The following is a 13,608-nucleotide window of genomic DNA, read 5'->3' on the forward strand; positions in this document are numbered from 1 at the left end:
TATGAGCAGTAACAATCCAGAACAGTGGCGCAGCAAACTGACCGCCGAGCAGTTTCACGTCTGCTGGGAGAAGGGCACCGAGCGCCCCTACAGCGGTGCTCTGCTCCACAATCGCAAGAGCGGTGACTACCTTTGTGTCTGCTGTAAGAGCGTACTGTTTCACTCAGGAGCAAAGTTTGATTCCGGCTGCGGCTGGCCCTCGTTCGACAAGGCCATCGAGGGGACGGTGAACTACACCGAAGACAGCAGCCACGGCATGAAGCGGGTGGAGATCACCTGCCGCCAGTGCGGCTCTCACCTCGGCCACGTCTTCCCCGACGGCCCGACCGAGACTGGCCAGCGCTACTGCGTCAACAGCCTGAGTCTGGATTTCGATCCCGACGCTTAAGCGGCTGACCCATCGCAATAAAAACGGCGCCTCCATCACGGAGGCGCCGTTTTTTATCGGGTTTTCACCGGCATCACGCCAACAAGATGGTGGCCATCACCAGCAGGGCCGCGATGGCCGGCACCGGCAACTTCACCACCCGCAGCAGATAAAAGCCGATGGCCGCTAGCGCCAGATCGGTCGGCACCAGCACCGCGCTCTGCCACACCGGCTGATAGAGCGCCGCCAGCAACAAGCCCACCACGGCGGCATTGATACCGGTGACGGCCCCCGCCAGACGGGGCCGTGCCAGCCACTGTTGCCAGCAGGGGCCCACCGCCCAGAGCAGCAGAAAGCCGGGCGCAAAGAGCGCCAGGGTCGCCAGCAAGGCACCGATCAGCGGCATTTCGGGCAGCAGCTGGGCGCCAAGATAGGTGGCAAGGGTAAACATCGGGCCCGGCACCAACTGGGCCAGACTGTAACCGGTCAGAAACTGCTGCTCGTTGAGGGTGTGGCCCACGCTCTCTTGCAGCAGCGGCAGCACCACATGGCCGCCGCCAAACACCAGGCTACCGGCGCGATAGAAGTCGGCAACCAGCTGGCCAAGCGGGCTGCCGAGCAGCGGCAGGCCAACAAACAGCGCGGCAAACAGCAGCAGGGTTGGCCAGTGAGGATGACGGGTAGAAGCTACAGACGGCTCGGCGCTGGCAACCTCGCGTTGGCTGCGGGCGCAGATCAGCGCCGCTCCCACCAGCATCAGCAGTTGGGTCAGCAAGCCGGGCTGCCACCAAAGCGCGGCCGCGGTCGCCACCATGATCCCTTGCGTCAGCGGCGTGGCGCAGAACTGGCGACTCATGATGAGCACCGCATCGGCCACCACAATAAGCGCCAGCAGCTTGAGGCCGTGCAAGGCTGCATCGAGCCACAGGTTGTTGCCCAGCAAGCCCACTCCGACGGCTGCCGCCAGCAACAACAGAAAGGAGGGCAAGGTAAAGCCGATAAAGGCACAAAGCGCACCGCCCAGACCGGCGCGATGGCGACCGATGGCAAAGCCGAGCTGACTGGAGGCGGGCCCCGGCAGCAATTGGCACAGCGCCAGCAGCCGGGCAAACTCGGCCTGCGTCAGCCAGCCGAGCCGCTCGACGAAGGTGCGCTGGAAAAAGCCGATATGGGCAGCCGGGCCACCAAAACTGATGCATCCCAACCACAAAAACTGAATAAATACCTGCCCCACGCTCTGCTCCCTCACCCCTCTTCCCCCGATGGAGAGGAGATATTATGACAGCACGATGATCGTTTTATGACAGTCAGGCTGATTCGGCCAACACCATTGGCACATCACTCGGCAAGTAGCAGCGTCCCGCCAGCCAGCAGGCGATGGACTGGCGGCTGGCATCGAAGTGGGGCTCGGGCAACTCGCGCGGATCGCACCAGACCCAGCCTTCGCACTTCTCCGGCTCCAGCAGTTGCGGCTCGCCCTCAGCCTGTGCCAGCAAGGTGACCGAGATATAGTGCAGCCCGCTCTCGCGCCAGGTCTCCAGATTATTGGTCACCGCCACCACCTCGGGCGCGCTGATCGCCAGCCCCGTCTCCTCGGCCACCTCGCGGATCGCCGCCGATTCGAAACTCTCCCCCAACTCCAGATGACCACCCGGGATCGACCAGTAGGGGGCATGGCTCCCTTTGCGTTTGCCAAGCAGCACCTGGCCTTGGGTGTTGGTCAGAATGACGCCGACCCCGACGCGGGGATAAGGAGTAGACATAAGAAGAGCTCCTTGCTGGGATGAACTGGCCACTGAAACGGCGGATTGCACCATGAAAAACGGACCCACCTTAGGGCGGATGGGCCCGTCATGCAAGCAGTCTGCGGCATCAGGCGCCAGTGCTGCGGATCACCCCAGCTTGACCAACATCTTGCCGGTGTTGCGCCCCTCGAACAGCCCGATGAAGGCCAGCGGCATACTGGCGAGCCCTTGATAGACTGTCTCCTCGGCCTGCAGAGTGCCGGCGTCAAAGGCCGGGGTCACTTCGGCCAGAAACTCGCCGTAATGCTGCCAGTGATCGAACACAATCAGCCCCTGCATGGTGAGGCGCTTGCGGATCACCTGGGAGAGGTTGCGCGGACCGCTCGCCTCGCTCTGACCGTTGTACTGCTCGATGAGACCGCACATCACGATGCGACCGTGCACCACCATGTGGTTAAGGGCTGCGTCCAGCATGGCGCCCCCCACGTTCTCGAAGTAGACGTGGATCCCGTCCGGCGCCAGCCGGGCCAACTCGGCATCGAGATCCGGGGTTGTACGGTAGTTGATCACTTCGTCGGCCCCCAGGCTCTTGAGGTAGGCCACCTTGTCGGTCGACCCGGTGGAACCGATGACGCGGGCCCCCGCCCGTTTGGCGAGCTGCACCACCATGGAGCCGACGGCGCCGGAGGCGGCCGACACCAGTACGGTTTCCCCGGCCTGCAGTTTGGCGATGCGTTTGAGCCCGGTCCAGGCGGTCATACCCGGCATGCCGAGGGCGCCGAGAAAGAGTTGGGGCGGCAAGCGGGTATCGGGCAGTCTGGTCAGCTGAACTCCGTTGGCGACGAAGCGATCGCGCCATCCCAGCATGCTGCTCACCCGATCGCCCACCGCGAAGTCCGGGTGACGCGAGGCCTCCACCACGCCGATGGCGCCACCATCGAGTGGGCCGTTGAGGGGGAAGGGGGGCACATAGCTCTTGGCTTCGCTCATGCGACCGCGCATGTAGGGATCCACCGACAGCCACTGGTTGGCGACCTGCACCTCTCCTTCTTGCAGCTCGGGCAGAGCCACCTCGGTCAAGGTGAAATCGGCCAGACTGGGCAGGCCGACCGGGCGACGTAGCAGTTGGATCTGATGGCTGGGCTGATTCATGGTTTTTTCTCCACGTTGAGGGGGGTTGGCAACCTGCGAGTCGCCAGCATGGCTATTCCCAAGGGGTTGAGACTGAACTCGTTCACGCTGTCTCATCCAGCGGGGTGCCGTTGAGCAGCAGCCGGGTGACGACATTGCCCCGCATGGCGTTGGAGAAAGGGCAGGTCTGGTGGGCCAGCCGCACTATCTGCTCGGCCTGCGCCGCCTGTTCAGGTTGGGTCGCGGCGAGCGCTACGTCCAGCGTGATGGCGAAGTTGAAGCGGCCATCGTCCAGCGCCAGCAATTCGACCCCGGCGGTGACGGGAGCACTGGAGAGGGGCGCGCCAAGCTTGTGAGCCACGTGGATCAGCGCATTGGAGAAGCAGGCGGCATAACCGGCGGCCAGCAGTTGCTCCGGGTTATTGCCCTTGCCGTTGCCACCGAGGGCGGTCGGCAGGGCCAGTGCCAGCTGCAGGCTGTTGTCGAGGGTGTGAACCTCACCGTTGCGGCCGGCCTGGGCGATGGCTTGAGTGCGATAGAGCGTCTTCATGTCGGGGCCTCTGATTTTGTTTGTGTGCAAACTAAATCCAGACTAATCCCGAAAATGCGGACTGACAACTATTTTGTGTGCAAATTATTCGTCCCCCGTTTTCCTGGGGTATACTGGCCCCAGTCGTCAGCGAGGTGCCCCATGAGTGAATTGAAAAAGCAGGTCTGTTTTGCTCTCTACAGCGCCTCCAACGCGGTGATGCGAGCCTATCGGCCGCTGCTGGACAAGCTGGATCTCACCTACACCCAATATCTGGTGATGCTGTCGCTGTGGGCGCGGGACGAGGTCAGCCTCAAGGAGATCGGTCAGGAGACCGGGCTGGATGCGGGCACCCTGACCCCCATCGTCAAGCGGCTGGAGAGCAAGGGCTGGTTGACCCGTACCGTCTCCAGCGAGGATGAGCGGCAAAAATGCATCGGCCTGACCGAGGCAGGGCGTCAGCTGCAGCAGGAGGTCAAGGAGTGTTGTCTGGCGGACAACTTGCGCAATCAGGTGGATCTGGCCGATGCTGAACTGGCCCAGCTCAAGCAGCTCTGCGATCGCATCTCGGCGCAGCTGGGGCGCTGAGTGCGGCCCATCCACCAGGCTGAGGATCCACCCCATGAAACTCCTGTTGCCCTTGTTTGTCCTGTTGCTGACCGCCTGCAGTTCCGGCTCCCATGCCCCCTCGATGGCCATCGATGATGCCGATGCCTGGCAGGCCATTTGTAAAGATGGCACCCGGGTGCGCGCCGTGGTGGCCGAGGGGCTCTGCCAGGATCATCGCGGGGTAGCAATGTGGACGAATAAACCAAGAGCTGAACGGATAGCAGAAGAAGCCGCCAAATAGTGTTATTCAAACGTCATAAAGTGACACAGCAGGCCGACTGGCCGGTTTTTTTTCGCGATCCCGTCGGCACTTTGCCATCTTGTTCATAGTGCGCTCAGTTTTTTCTTCTCATACTGGCCCTGCAGTTCCAAAAGAGGAGAGAAGAGATGCAATCATCGTTGGTTGGGCTCTCCATTCTGTGGGGGCTAGCCAGTTTTGGTGTACAGGGGGATTTCATCGAGAGCCGTGATTCCATTGCGCCATCCTGGCTAGCCGAGTCCAGAGTGGAGATGGAAGGTTATCTGATTGAATCGCTGGGTGAAGATCGCTGGCTGTTCGATAACGGCAGCGAGAGCCTGCTGGTCTCCCTGCCCGAGGGGCAGTGGGTGCCGACCGGCGAGCGGCTGCGGGTCAGCGGTGAACCGCAGCAAGAACAGGCGGGCTGGCTGCTGCAGGTGGAAGACATCAGCCAGGTCAGCGTCTGACCACGGCTGTTGCCATCCCCCATCACCGCGACAGGTAATCCAGACCGGATAACCACTACCGGATAATAAATACCGCATCACAGAAAGAGGAGGCCACTGGCCTCCTCTTTCTGTTTATATGAGTGGTTTGCGCAGCCTCACCCCAGATGGTTAAGCGGCAGCGCAGTCTTGTGCTTGATGCGGCGCAGCACGAAGCTGGAGCGTACCCCGGTCACCCCCGGAATATGAGTCAGCTTGTCCAGCAGGAAGTGCTGGTAGTGCTCCATGTCGCGCACCACCACCTTAAGCTGGTAATCGGCATCGTTGCCGGTGATGAGGTCACACTCCAGCACTTCCGGCAGCTCGCTGATGGCACGGTCGAAGTTTTCGAACCGCTCCGGCGTGTGTCGGTCCATGGAGATGTGAATGTAGGCGGTGAGAGTGAGACCAAGCTGGCGGGCGTTGAGCAAGGTAACGTGGGTGTCGATGAGACCGGCATCCTCCAGCGCCTTGACCCGGCGGGAGCAGGGGGACGGCGAGAGCCCGACCAGCTCGGCCAGCTCCAGATTGCTGATGCGACCATTCTCCTGCATCAGTTCGAGAATATGTCTGTCTATGCGATCAAGTTTCAGCATTTACCCTTCCTCGTTGCAATGACTAATCCACTTTTCCTAGATTAAGGGTGAACTATTGCAAAAACAACCGAAATAAGTGGTTACTTTGCAACCACTCACCGGCACAGGAGGGATACTATGGTTACATCTTCCGGTGGCAAAGCAGATACCTGACCGGGTCTCTGCGGTGAAGGACCTTACCGGGTCAAGAGCCCCATCAGCCGTCTTACCTTATCGGGAAATGACGGGCTGGAACGAGAGAACCCCCTCCCCGAAGGCAACAAAGCAGGCATCCCGGCGCCTGCTTTGTTGTTTTTGGGCGTTTGGCGCAATCAGAGCGCGGGCGGCGTGATGCGATAGAGGCAGCGATGTGCCCCTCCAGCAGCTTCTGAGCCACGAAGGGATCACAGTTCGGCGCTCCGACCGCGGGCAAGACTTGCATCGGGGCGCCGGGTCTGGGACGGTAAAGCTCTTTGCGGATTTGTTCGATGCTGGAGGAGCTATGAGTGAGTACAAGGCCATCGCGCTCGATATGGATGGTACCCTGCTGACCCGGGATCACCAGATCTCGTCGGCCACCCGGGCAGCCCTGGCGCAGGCCCGCGCCCACGGCATCAAGGTGCTGCTGGTCACGGGGCGCCACTACATGACAGCGCGTCCCTTCCACCACGAGCTGGCCCTCGATACCCCCCTCATCTGCAGCAACGGCGCCTATCTCTATGATCCGGTGCAGAACCGGATCCTCAGCGGTGATCCGCTGGCTGTCGCTCCGCTCAGCGAGCTGCTGGCCGCGGTCGAGGCGCAGCAGATGGGGGCCCTGTTCCACCTGAGCGAGGGGATCGGCTACATCGGCTGCGAGGAGCATGTCACCCGCATCCGCCATTGGTCGGCCAATCAGCCAGCGCATCTCAAGATTGCGATCTACCCGGTCGAGGAGCTGACTGGCTGGCTCGACAACCCGGTCTGGAAGCTGGAGTTGTTCAATCAGGATCCGGCGCGCCTGCACGCCTTTATGGGCGAGGTGGTCGAGCAGATGCCCTTTACCCGCGACTGGGCGGCCCCTTATGCGGTAGAGCTGGTGCAGCCCGGCTGCAGCAAGGGCAACCGACTGGCCCAGTGGGCGGCCAGCGAAGGGATTGCCATGGAGCAGGTGGTGGCGTTTGGTGACAACAATAACGACATCAGCATGTTCGAACAGGTGGGGCTGGCGGTAGCGATGGGCAATGCGGCACCGCAGATCCAGAGTCATGCCGACAAGGTCACCGCCGACCACAACGAAGATGGCATCGCACTGGCGTTGCAGCGCTGGGTACTGCCCTGATCTGACAAGATGCAACATGGCCAGCGCGCTGGCTGGCCATGGAGGGACTTAACCGCCGAAGGAGAACTGGATTACCCGATCCGGGTAACGCAGACGGTTGTATTCGTAGCGCAGGGATTCGTAGTGGCGAATGGCGCGGTTGCGCTTGGCGCGGTAGTAGTCGCGCTGTTCCGTGTTGGTTTCGTTGCGGATGCTGCGTTCAAGCGCATCGATATCCCGCTCGGTACGCTCCAGCTCGTCGCCGATCTCCTGCAGGCGGGCGGCCAGCTTGTACTCTTCATAGCCGCGCTGGTACTGCTTGAGGAAGCTGGCATCATTGGGGCATACTCCCAGATAGTCCTTCCCCTCCTTGCCCTTGCTGTAGGCCAGCTCGGGGATGCAGTAGAGCTCCAGCCCCTTGTCGTAACCCCGTTTCCACTCGGCCTCGTCCACCTTGAGGCCATACTCGCTGCAAGACGACACGTAGTCGCGGGTCGCCTGACGGGGTTTGCCCTCCGATCCATCCTGATAACCCAGGTTGTACCAGCTCATGGTGCGGCACTCATCTTCTGACAGGGCACTGCATCCCGCCAGCAATACCGGCAGGGTCAGCAACAGGATTTTGGGGGACATGAACAGACTCCGGAAAATACAGTGACCGTCATTCTAGAGAGGATAAAAGGCCTTCACAAGGGATGCGATCCCCGCGCGGCATGGCGCTGCCTTTTGGCATCTTTATCACTATCTGAGACCGAGCCAGACGGGGCGACCAACCCGCTTTCCTTGTTATCAGGCGCAAGGTAAACTGCGCCATCTTTTAACTGGCGCGCAACAAAAACAATGAAAGTCCTGACCGTCGATTACCGCTCACCCGATGCGGCCCAACGCTTCACCGAATCCCTGCGAACCACCGGCTTTGGCGTGCTGACCCACCACCCCATCCCGAAAGAGCTGGTGCAATCCATCTACGACAACTGGTATCGCTTCTTCATGAGCGAGCAGAAGCTGGATTTCCTGTTCAACCGCAAGACTCAAGATGGCTACTTCCCGCAGTCGGTGTCCGAGGTGGCCAAGGGCCATAGCCAGAAAGACATCAAGGAGTACTTCCACCTCTACCCCTGGGGCCAGATGCCAGAAGAGCTAAAAGAGCAGGCGATGGAGTACTACCACCTGGCCAACGGTCTGGCCGCCGAGCTGCTGGGCTGGGTCGAGCAGTACACCCCTAGCGACATCTCAGCCCACTACAGCTGCCCCCTCTCCTCAATGATCGAAGAGAGCCAGAAGACCCTGCTGCGGGTGCTGCACTACCCGCCGTTCAACGGCACCGAGGAGCCGGGCGCCATCCGTGCCGCCGCCCACGAAGACATCAACCTGCTCACCATTCTGCCCGCCGCCAACGAGCCGGGGCTGCAGGTGAAGGGTTCCGATGGCGAGTGGATGGACGTGCCGTGCGACTTTGGCACCCTCATCATCAATATCGGCGACATGCTGCAGGAAGCCTCTCGCGGCTACTACCCCTCCACCACCCACCGCGTCATCAACCCGACCGGTGGCAGTGCCAGCAAGTCACGTATCTCCCTGCCGCTGTTCCTCCATCCGCGCCCGGATGTGGTGCTCTCCGAGCGTCATACCGCCCACAGCTACCTGATGGAACGGCTGCGGGAGCTCGGGGTGATCTAGTCCGCCGACGAGCAGTTGTCAGAGACCAAACCGGAGCAATCTCGCTCCGGTTTTTATTTGGTGGCAGGATTGGGCAAAAAACAGAATTAAATTAGCCAATCATGCCAATAAATCGCATTTACACCTGATAACCGTCGTAGTGATTGCGCCGTGACCTCCGTAACATGAGCGCCATTCTGCCCCTGCCCAGGGGCGCTCGATTGGAGTTCTTATGAAGCAGTCCCAATGGTCATCCCGACTCGGCTACATCCTCGCCGCAGCGGGTTCCGCGGTCGGTATCGGCGCAATCTGGAAATTCCCCTACGTCACCGCCGTCAACGGCGGCGGCGCCTTCCTGCTGGTCTTTCTGCTGTTCAGCTTCACCCTGGGGGTTGCGGTACTGATGGGGGAAACCCTGCTCGGCAGCATGAGTCGCCGCGGGGTAGTCGGTGCCTTCTCCGATCTGCTCGGCAAACAGTGGCGATGGGTTGGGGTCATGGGGGTGATCTCTACCCTGCTCATCTACTGCTTCTACAGCGTGGTGGGCGGCTGGACCCTGGGTTATACCGGTATGGCTATCTCCGGTCAGCTCAATCATGGGGATGCGGCCGCCCTCACCGCCCGCTTCAATGACTATGTCAGCGGCGACGTCTGGCCCATTCTCACCCATCTGCTGTTTGCCGCCCTCACCTGGATGGTGGTGCAAGGAGGCATTCAGAAAGGGGTGGAGCGCACCCTGCGCTGGATGATGCCGGCCCTGTTCCTGATGATCCTGATGCTGGTCGCCTTTGGCCTCACACTGCCCAATGCGATGGAGGGGGTGCGTCACTTCCTGATGCCCGACTTCAGCAAGCTGGGGATGTCCGGCGTGCTCGATGCCATGGGACTGGCCTTCTTCTCCCTCTCCATCGGTCTGGGCATCCACACCACCTACGGCGCCTATCTGCCGACCAGCGAAGGGGTTGGTCGCTCCAGCCTCTGGGTGGTGCTGCTGGCCAGCATGGTGGCAGTGCTGGCGGGTTTGATGATCTTCCCGGTGCTGGCCTCGACCGGTATCGACCCGGCCTCCGGCCCCGGTCTCACCTTTATGACCATGCCAGCGGTATTTCAGCTGCTGCCCTTCGGTCAGGTGCTTGAGGTGATCTTCTTCGCCCTGCTGGTCTTTGCGGCGCTCTCCTCGGCCATCTCCCTGCTGGAGCATTTGCAGTGCTTCCTGTGCGAGACCCGGGGTTGGTCCCGCCGCACCGCCTGCAGCGCCATCACGGCGGTGGTGATGCTCAACGGCATTCCGGTCAGCCTGTCGTTTGGCCCGCTGCAACACGCCACCCTGTTTGGCAAAACCATCTTCGAGCTGCTGGACTTTGTCACCTCCAACCTGATGATGCCGCTGTTCGGCCTGATGCTGACGCTGCTGCTGGGCTGGAAGCTGGGACGCAAGGCGTTGCCGCAGGGGATTGCCAGCCACTGGCATCACCTGCTGATGAACTGCTGGCGCTGGATTGCCCCCTTGCTGATCGGCGGGATCTTGTTGCGTGGTCTGGTGTGACGATTACTCTTCACGGGTGGGCCGTTCGGCCCGCCCCTGTGCGTCGCTGACGGCATCCAGAGCTTGTTGCCAGCGGGTGATCTCGGCATCACATTCCTCCCTCTTGGAGACGACGATATAGAGGCCGGTCTGATGGAGCAGCACGCCACTACTGGCCACGCTGCGCCGGGATAACCCCATCTTGTCGATGGGTGGCATCCATCACCAGCTCCGCCATCGGCAAGGCATCGATCTTGTCCAGCATCAGCCGCGCATCATCGGCATTGCCCTGCACCACGCCCACTCGGGTAGGCCGCGTAGCTGCATCAACGAGCTCAGCGGGTGGCAATTCCCCGGTACCTGATAGATAAAGACTCAATGGATGGGGGTGCAATACGCGTCCGCTGGGCAATCTCGACAGAGCAGAATAGAGGAGGGAAGAACAGTGGCGATGTGACGCGATAATAGAGATGAAACTCGGCTCGTTACAATGGCAACGGGAGATACTGGAGAACTGAATTCTGGGTAAAAAAATACCCACCTAAGTGGGTTTTTCTCTGAAACATGGTTACATATTTCAGCTTTTTCTTACGCTTTTTACTACAAAAATGGTGGTCGTTACTGGGATCGAACCAGTGACCCCCTCCTTGTAAGGGAGGTGCTCTCCCAGCTGAGCTAAACGACCTGGGATTCTTGAAATGATGGTGGGTCGTGCTGGATTCGAACCAGCGACCAATTGATTAAAAGTCAACTGCTCTACCGACTGAGCTAACGACCCATCTAAATCATTTTCTTTTACAAACTGGTGGTCGTTACTGGGATCGAACCAGTGACCCCCTCCTTGTAAGGGAGGTGCTCTCCCAGCTGAGCTAAACGACCTGGGATTCTGAAATGATGGTGGGTCGTGCTGGATTCGAACCAGCGACCAATTGATTAAAAGTCAACTGCTCTACCGACTGAGCTAACGACCCATCTAAATCATTTTTTTACAAACTGGTGGTCGTTACTGGGATCGAACCAGTGACCCCCTCCTTGTAAGGGAGGTGCTCTCCCAGCTGAGCTAAACGACCTGGGATTCTTGAAATGATGGTGGGTCGTGCTGGATTCGAACCAGCGACCAATTGATTAAAAGTCAACTGCTCTACCGACTGAGCTAACGACCCATCTAAATCATTTTTTTACAAACTGGTGGTCGTTACTGGGATCGAACCAGTGACCCCCTCCTTGTAAGGGAGGTGCTCTCCCAGCTGAGCTAAACGACCTGGGATTCTGAAATGATGGTGGGTCGTGCTGGATTCGAACCAGCGACCAATTGATTAAAAGTCAACTGCTCTACCGACTGAGCTAACGACCCATCTAAATCATTTTTTTACAAACTGGTGGTCGTTACTGGGATCGAACCAGTGACCCCCTCCTTGTAAGGGAGGTGCTCTCCCAGCTGAGCTAAACGACCTGGGATTCTTGAAATGATGGTGGGTCGTGCTGGATTCGAACCAGCGACCAATTGATTAAAAGTCAACTGCTCTACCGACTGAGCTAACGACCCATCTAAATCATTTTTTTACAAACTGGTGGTCGTTACTGGGATCGAACCAGTGACCCCCTCCTTGTAAGGGAGGTGCTCTCCCAGCTGAGCTAAACGACCTGGGAATTCTGTCTCCACCGAGTGGAAAAAATGGTGGGTCGTGCTGGATTCGAACCAGCGACCAATTGATTAAAAGTCAACTGCTCTACCGACTGAGCTAACGACCCTCACCACGACCAGTTCCGACTGCATTACTGCTTCGGCTCTGACGGCGGCCTATATTACGGATTTAAATCTCTGGTGCAACAGAAAGTTCGCAATTTAAATCCGTTTGCTCACTGTGCGTACAAATACGAGCTGTTTTTACAGTAGTGTTACGAAAACAGTGACATACAGCAATGTTACAGCTTGGCCAGACTCTGTTTGGCCAACTGGGCTGGCGAGGTGTTGGGATAGCCCTTGATCACCTGCTCATAGAAGGATTTGGCTTCCGCCTTCTTGCCATCCAGCTGCGCCAGCATACCTAGCTTCAGCAGGGCATCGGCACGCTTGGGCGACTTGCTGAACTTGGTTGCCACCGTGGTGAACTGGGCAGCAGCGCCGGCTCGGTCACCCTTGTTGAACAGCAACTGGCCGAGCCAATAGTATGCATTGGGCACATAACCCGAATTGGGGTACTGCTTGATGAAACCCTGAAAAGCCGGAATGGCTTTGTCGTAGTTCTTCTCTTTGAGCACCATGTTGACCGCTGCGTCGTAGGCCTGATTCTCATCCTGATTGGTTGAGTAATTGGCTGCGGCGGCCGGTGTAGCAGCAGTTGCAGGGGCCGCGGCAGCCGGAGCAGCCTGCTTGCTGCTGGCAACCTTGTCGAGCTCCTGATAAAGCTGGCGTTGACGCTCTTGCGACTGCTCCATCTGGTAGGTCTGCTGCTCCAGCTGACCACGCAGCTCGGAGACCTCCCCTTGCAGGGAGTCGACCTGCTGTTGCAATTCAGCTTGCAGCCGCAGACGAGCATTGAGGGTGCGCTCCAGCAGGGCAACCCTGTCTTCCAGACTGCCGGTCGGCACGATGGCGCCGTTGTTGCCGCTAAGAACAACACCGCCACCCGAGTCACCGCTCAGATCGCTGACAGGAGCCGCCGCCTGCGCATTCAGAGCAACCAATACGGCCAGCGCAACAACAGCTTGCTTGTACACAGATTTCATTCGGATCAAACCTTAGCGTTTAGGGCAAATAAAACGGCCAGCGCCATCGTCGCTCGCTTAGACAGATTTCATTCGGATCAAACCTTGGCGTTTAGTGCAAATAAAACGGCCATCGAAATGGCCGTTTGCATCTAAACGAACGTCGTTCGGTTCAAACCTTAGTAAACCAGAACCGCACGGCGGTTTTTGGCAAAGGCATCCTCGGTGTGGGACATGTCCAGCGGCTTCTCTTCGCCATAGCTGACGATGGAGAGTTGCTCGGCCTGCACACCCAGGGTTTGCAGATACTTGGCTACAGCCTTGGCACGACGCTCGCCCAGGGCGATGTTGTACTCCGGAGTACCGCGCTCATCGGCGTGACCTTCGATCAGGACTTTTACGCTCGGACGCTCGCGCAGGTAGCTGGCGTGGGCATCCAGCAGATCAGCGTACTGACCCTGGATATCGTAACCGTCATACGGGAAGTAGATCACGTTGTCACGTTGCAGTGCTTCGAACTTCTGACGCATCTGCTCTTCCGGGGACAACATGCCGTTGGCGCCGTCAGTTTGTACACCGCCCATGCCGTCGGTCATACCTGATTCAGCGCCAGCTGCGTCAGAATCAGAAGAAGAGCTACAAGCGGCCAAGGTGAACAGTGGCAGTGCGATGGCCAAACCCTTGAGCAGTTTATTGAGTTGCATGCTTTTTCCTTAAACCTTTATAACAAAACAAA

The 13,608-nt window shown here is 59.2% G+C and carries 16 protein-coding genes and 12 tRNA genes; 7 read left to right on the top strand and 21 right to left on the bottom strand.

Features of this window, described 5'->3' with window-relative positions:
- Position 1 precedes the first annotated feature (1 nt).
- Positions 2 to 388, top strand: coding sequence for a peptide-methionine (R)-S-oxide reductase MsrB (msrB, locus tag NMD14_16285; GenBank protein XEI32285.1), 387 nt, complete (start codon positions 2 to 4; stop codon positions 386 to 388).
- Positions 389 to 461: 73 nt separating this feature from the next.
- Here the strand turns inward: msrB and chrA are convergent, their stop codons facing one another.
- From chrA to NMD14_16305, 4 genes are all read right to left on the bottom strand, one after another.
- Complete coding sequence (gene chrA / locus NMD14_16290) at positions 462 to 1,601, bottom strand: chromate efflux transporter (protein XEI32286.1); 1,140 nt, start codon at positions 1,599 to 1,601, stop codon at positions 462 to 464.
- 73 nt (positions 1,602 to 1,674) lie between these two features.
- The gene (locus tag NMD14_16295) at positions 1,675 to 2,130 is read right to left on the bottom strand and encodes an NUDIX hydrolase (GenBank protein XEI32287.1); all 456 of its coding nucleotides are present in this window, start codon (positions 2,128 to 2,130) and stop codon (positions 1,675 to 1,677) included.
- Positions 2,131 to 2,259: 129 nt separating this feature from the next.
- Entirely contained in the window at positions 2,260 to 3,264 is a 1,005-nt protein-coding gene (locus tag NMD14_16300; GenBank protein XEI32288.1) for an NADP-dependent oxidoreductase, read from the bottom strand.
- An 82-nt stretch (positions 3,265 to 3,346) separates the two neighbouring features.
- Positions 3,347 to 3,793: an organic hydroperoxide resistance protein gene (locus NMD14_16305; protein ID XEI32289.1), complete on the bottom strand. Its 447-nt coding sequence runs from the start codon at positions 3,791 to 3,793 to the stop codon at positions 3,347 to 3,349.
- A gap of 141 nt (positions 3,794 to 3,934) precedes the next feature.
- Here NMD14_16305 and NMD14_16310 point away from each other — a divergent pair, with 141 nt between their 5' ends.
- The 3 genes from NMD14_16310 to NMD14_16320 all read left to right on the top strand — a co-directional run bounded on the left by NMD14_16310 (position 3,935) and on the right by NMD14_16320 (position 5,086).
- A complete protein-coding gene (locus NMD14_16310) occupies positions 3,935 to 4,360 on the top strand; it encodes a MarR family transcriptional regulator (GenBank protein XEI32290.1) in 426 nt (141 codons plus the stop codon).
- 34 nt (positions 4,361 to 4,394) lie between these two features.
- On the top strand, positions 4,395 to 4,622 hold the full coding sequence (locus NMD14_16315) for a hypothetical protein (GenBank protein XEI32291.1): 228 nt from the start codon (positions 4,395 to 4,397) through the stop codon (positions 4,620 to 4,622).
- A gap of 146 nt (positions 4,623 to 4,768) precedes the next feature.
- On the top strand, positions 4,769 to 5,086 hold the full coding sequence (locus tag NMD14_16320; GenBank protein ID XEI32292.1) for a hypothetical protein: 318 nt from the start codon (positions 4,769 to 4,771) through the stop codon (positions 5,084 to 5,086).
- A 137-nt stretch (positions 5,087 to 5,223) separates the two neighbouring features.
- Here the strand turns inward: NMD14_16320 and NMD14_16325 are convergent, their stop codons facing one another.
- The gene (locus NMD14_16325) at positions 5,224 to 5,700 is read right to left on the bottom strand and encodes an Lrp/AsnC family transcriptional regulator (GenBank protein ID XEI32293.1); all 477 of its coding nucleotides are present in this window, start codon (positions 5,698 to 5,700) and stop codon (positions 5,224 to 5,226) included.
- 481 nt (positions 5,701 to 6,181) lie between these two features.
- On the opposite strand from NMD14_16325, the gene NMD14_16330 reads away from it, so the two are divergent.
- A complete protein-coding gene (locus NMD14_16330) occupies positions 6,182 to 7,000 on the top strand; it encodes a Cof-type HAD-IIB family hydrolase (GenBank protein XEI32294.1) in 819 nt (272 codons plus the stop codon).
- A gap of 48 nt (positions 7,001 to 7,048) precedes the next feature.
- Here NMD14_16330 and NMD14_16335 read toward each other — a convergent pair whose 3' ends face one another.
- Positions 7,049 to 7,612 (bottom strand): DUF2799 domain-containing protein, encoded by a 564-nt coding sequence (locus tag NMD14_16335; protein ID XEI32295.1) that lies wholly within the window; start codon positions 7,610 to 7,612, stop codon positions 7,049 to 7,051.
- Between the two features lie 207 nt (positions 7,613 to 7,819).
- Here NMD14_16335 and NMD14_16340 point away from each other — a divergent pair, with 207 nt between their 5' ends.
- Positions 7,820 to 8,659 (top strand): isopenicillin N synthase family oxygenase, encoded by an 840-nt coding sequence (locus NMD14_16340; GenBank protein XEI32296.1) that lies wholly within the window; start codon positions 7,820 to 7,822, stop codon positions 8,657 to 8,659.
- A 211-nt stretch (positions 8,660 to 8,870) separates the two neighbouring features.
- The gene (locus tag NMD14_16345) at positions 8,871 to 10,184 is read left to right on the top strand and encodes a sodium-dependent transporter (GenBank protein ID XEI32297.1); all 1,314 of its coding nucleotides are present in this window, start codon (positions 8,871 to 8,873) and stop codon (positions 10,182 to 10,184) included.
- 3 nt (positions 10,185 to 10,187) lie between these two features.
- Here the strand turns inward: NMD14_16345 and NMD14_16350 are convergent, their stop codons facing one another.
- The 15 genes from NMD14_16350 to pal form a co-directional block, all read right to left on the bottom strand.
- Complete coding sequence (locus NMD14_16350; GenBank protein ID XEI32298.1) at positions 10,188 to 10,343, bottom strand: hypothetical protein; 156 nt, start codon at positions 10,341 to 10,343, stop codon at positions 10,188 to 10,190.
- 429 nt (positions 10,344 to 10,772) lie between these two features.
- Positions 10,773 to 10,848, bottom strand: a tRNA-Val gene (locus NMD14_16355).
- Between the two features lie 17 nt (positions 10,849 to 10,865).
- Positions 10,866 to 10,941: transfer RNA gene (locus NMD14_16360), tRNA-Lys, on the bottom strand.
- Positions 10,942 to 10,966: 25 nt separating this feature from the next.
- Positions 10,967 to 11,042 (bottom strand) — tRNA-Val (locus NMD14_16365).
- Positions 11,043 to 11,058: 16 nt separating this feature from the next.
- Positions 11,059 to 11,134: transfer RNA gene (locus NMD14_16370), tRNA-Lys, on the bottom strand.
- A gap of 23 nt (positions 11,135 to 11,157) precedes the next feature.
- Positions 11,158 to 11,233 (bottom strand) — tRNA-Val (locus tag NMD14_16375).
- A gap of 17 nt (positions 11,234 to 11,250) precedes the next feature.
- Positions 11,251 to 11,326, bottom strand: a tRNA-Lys gene (locus NMD14_16380).
- A 23-nt stretch (positions 11,327 to 11,349) separates the two neighbouring features.
- A tRNA-Val gene (locus NMD14_16385) sits at positions 11,350 to 11,425 on the bottom strand.
- Positions 11,426 to 11,441: 16 nt separating this feature from the next.
- Positions 11,442 to 11,517: transfer RNA gene (locus NMD14_16390), tRNA-Lys, on the bottom strand.
- Between the two features lie 23 nt (positions 11,518 to 11,540).
- Positions 11,541 to 11,616, bottom strand: a tRNA-Val gene (locus tag NMD14_16395).
- Between the two features lie 17 nt (positions 11,617 to 11,633).
- Positions 11,634 to 11,709, bottom strand: a tRNA-Lys gene (locus NMD14_16400).
- A 23-nt stretch (positions 11,710 to 11,732) separates the two neighbouring features.
- A tRNA-Val gene (locus NMD14_16405) sits at positions 11,733 to 11,808 on the bottom strand.
- Positions 11,809 to 11,839: 31 nt separating this feature from the next.
- A tRNA-Lys gene (locus NMD14_16410) sits at positions 11,840 to 11,915 on the bottom strand.
- A 174-nt stretch (positions 11,916 to 12,089) separates the two neighbouring features.
- The gene (gene ybgF, locus NMD14_16415; protein ID XEI32299.1) at positions 12,090 to 12,893 is read right to left on the bottom strand and encodes a tol-pal system protein YbgF; all 804 of its coding nucleotides are present in this window, start codon (positions 12,891 to 12,893) and stop codon (positions 12,090 to 12,092) included.
- A gap of 158 nt (positions 12,894 to 13,051) precedes the next feature.
- A complete protein-coding gene (pal, locus tag NMD14_16420; GenBank protein XEI32300.1) occupies positions 13,052 to 13,576 on the bottom strand; it encodes a peptidoglycan-associated lipoprotein Pal in 525 nt (174 codons plus the stop codon).
- Between the last annotated feature and the right edge of the window lie 32 nt (positions 13,577 to 13,608).

The sequence above is a fragment of the Aeromonas veronii genome (assembly GCA_041319085.1).
Lineage (GTDB): Bacteria > Pseudomonadota > Gammaproteobacteria > Enterobacterales > Aeromonadaceae > Aeromonas > Aeromonas veronii_F.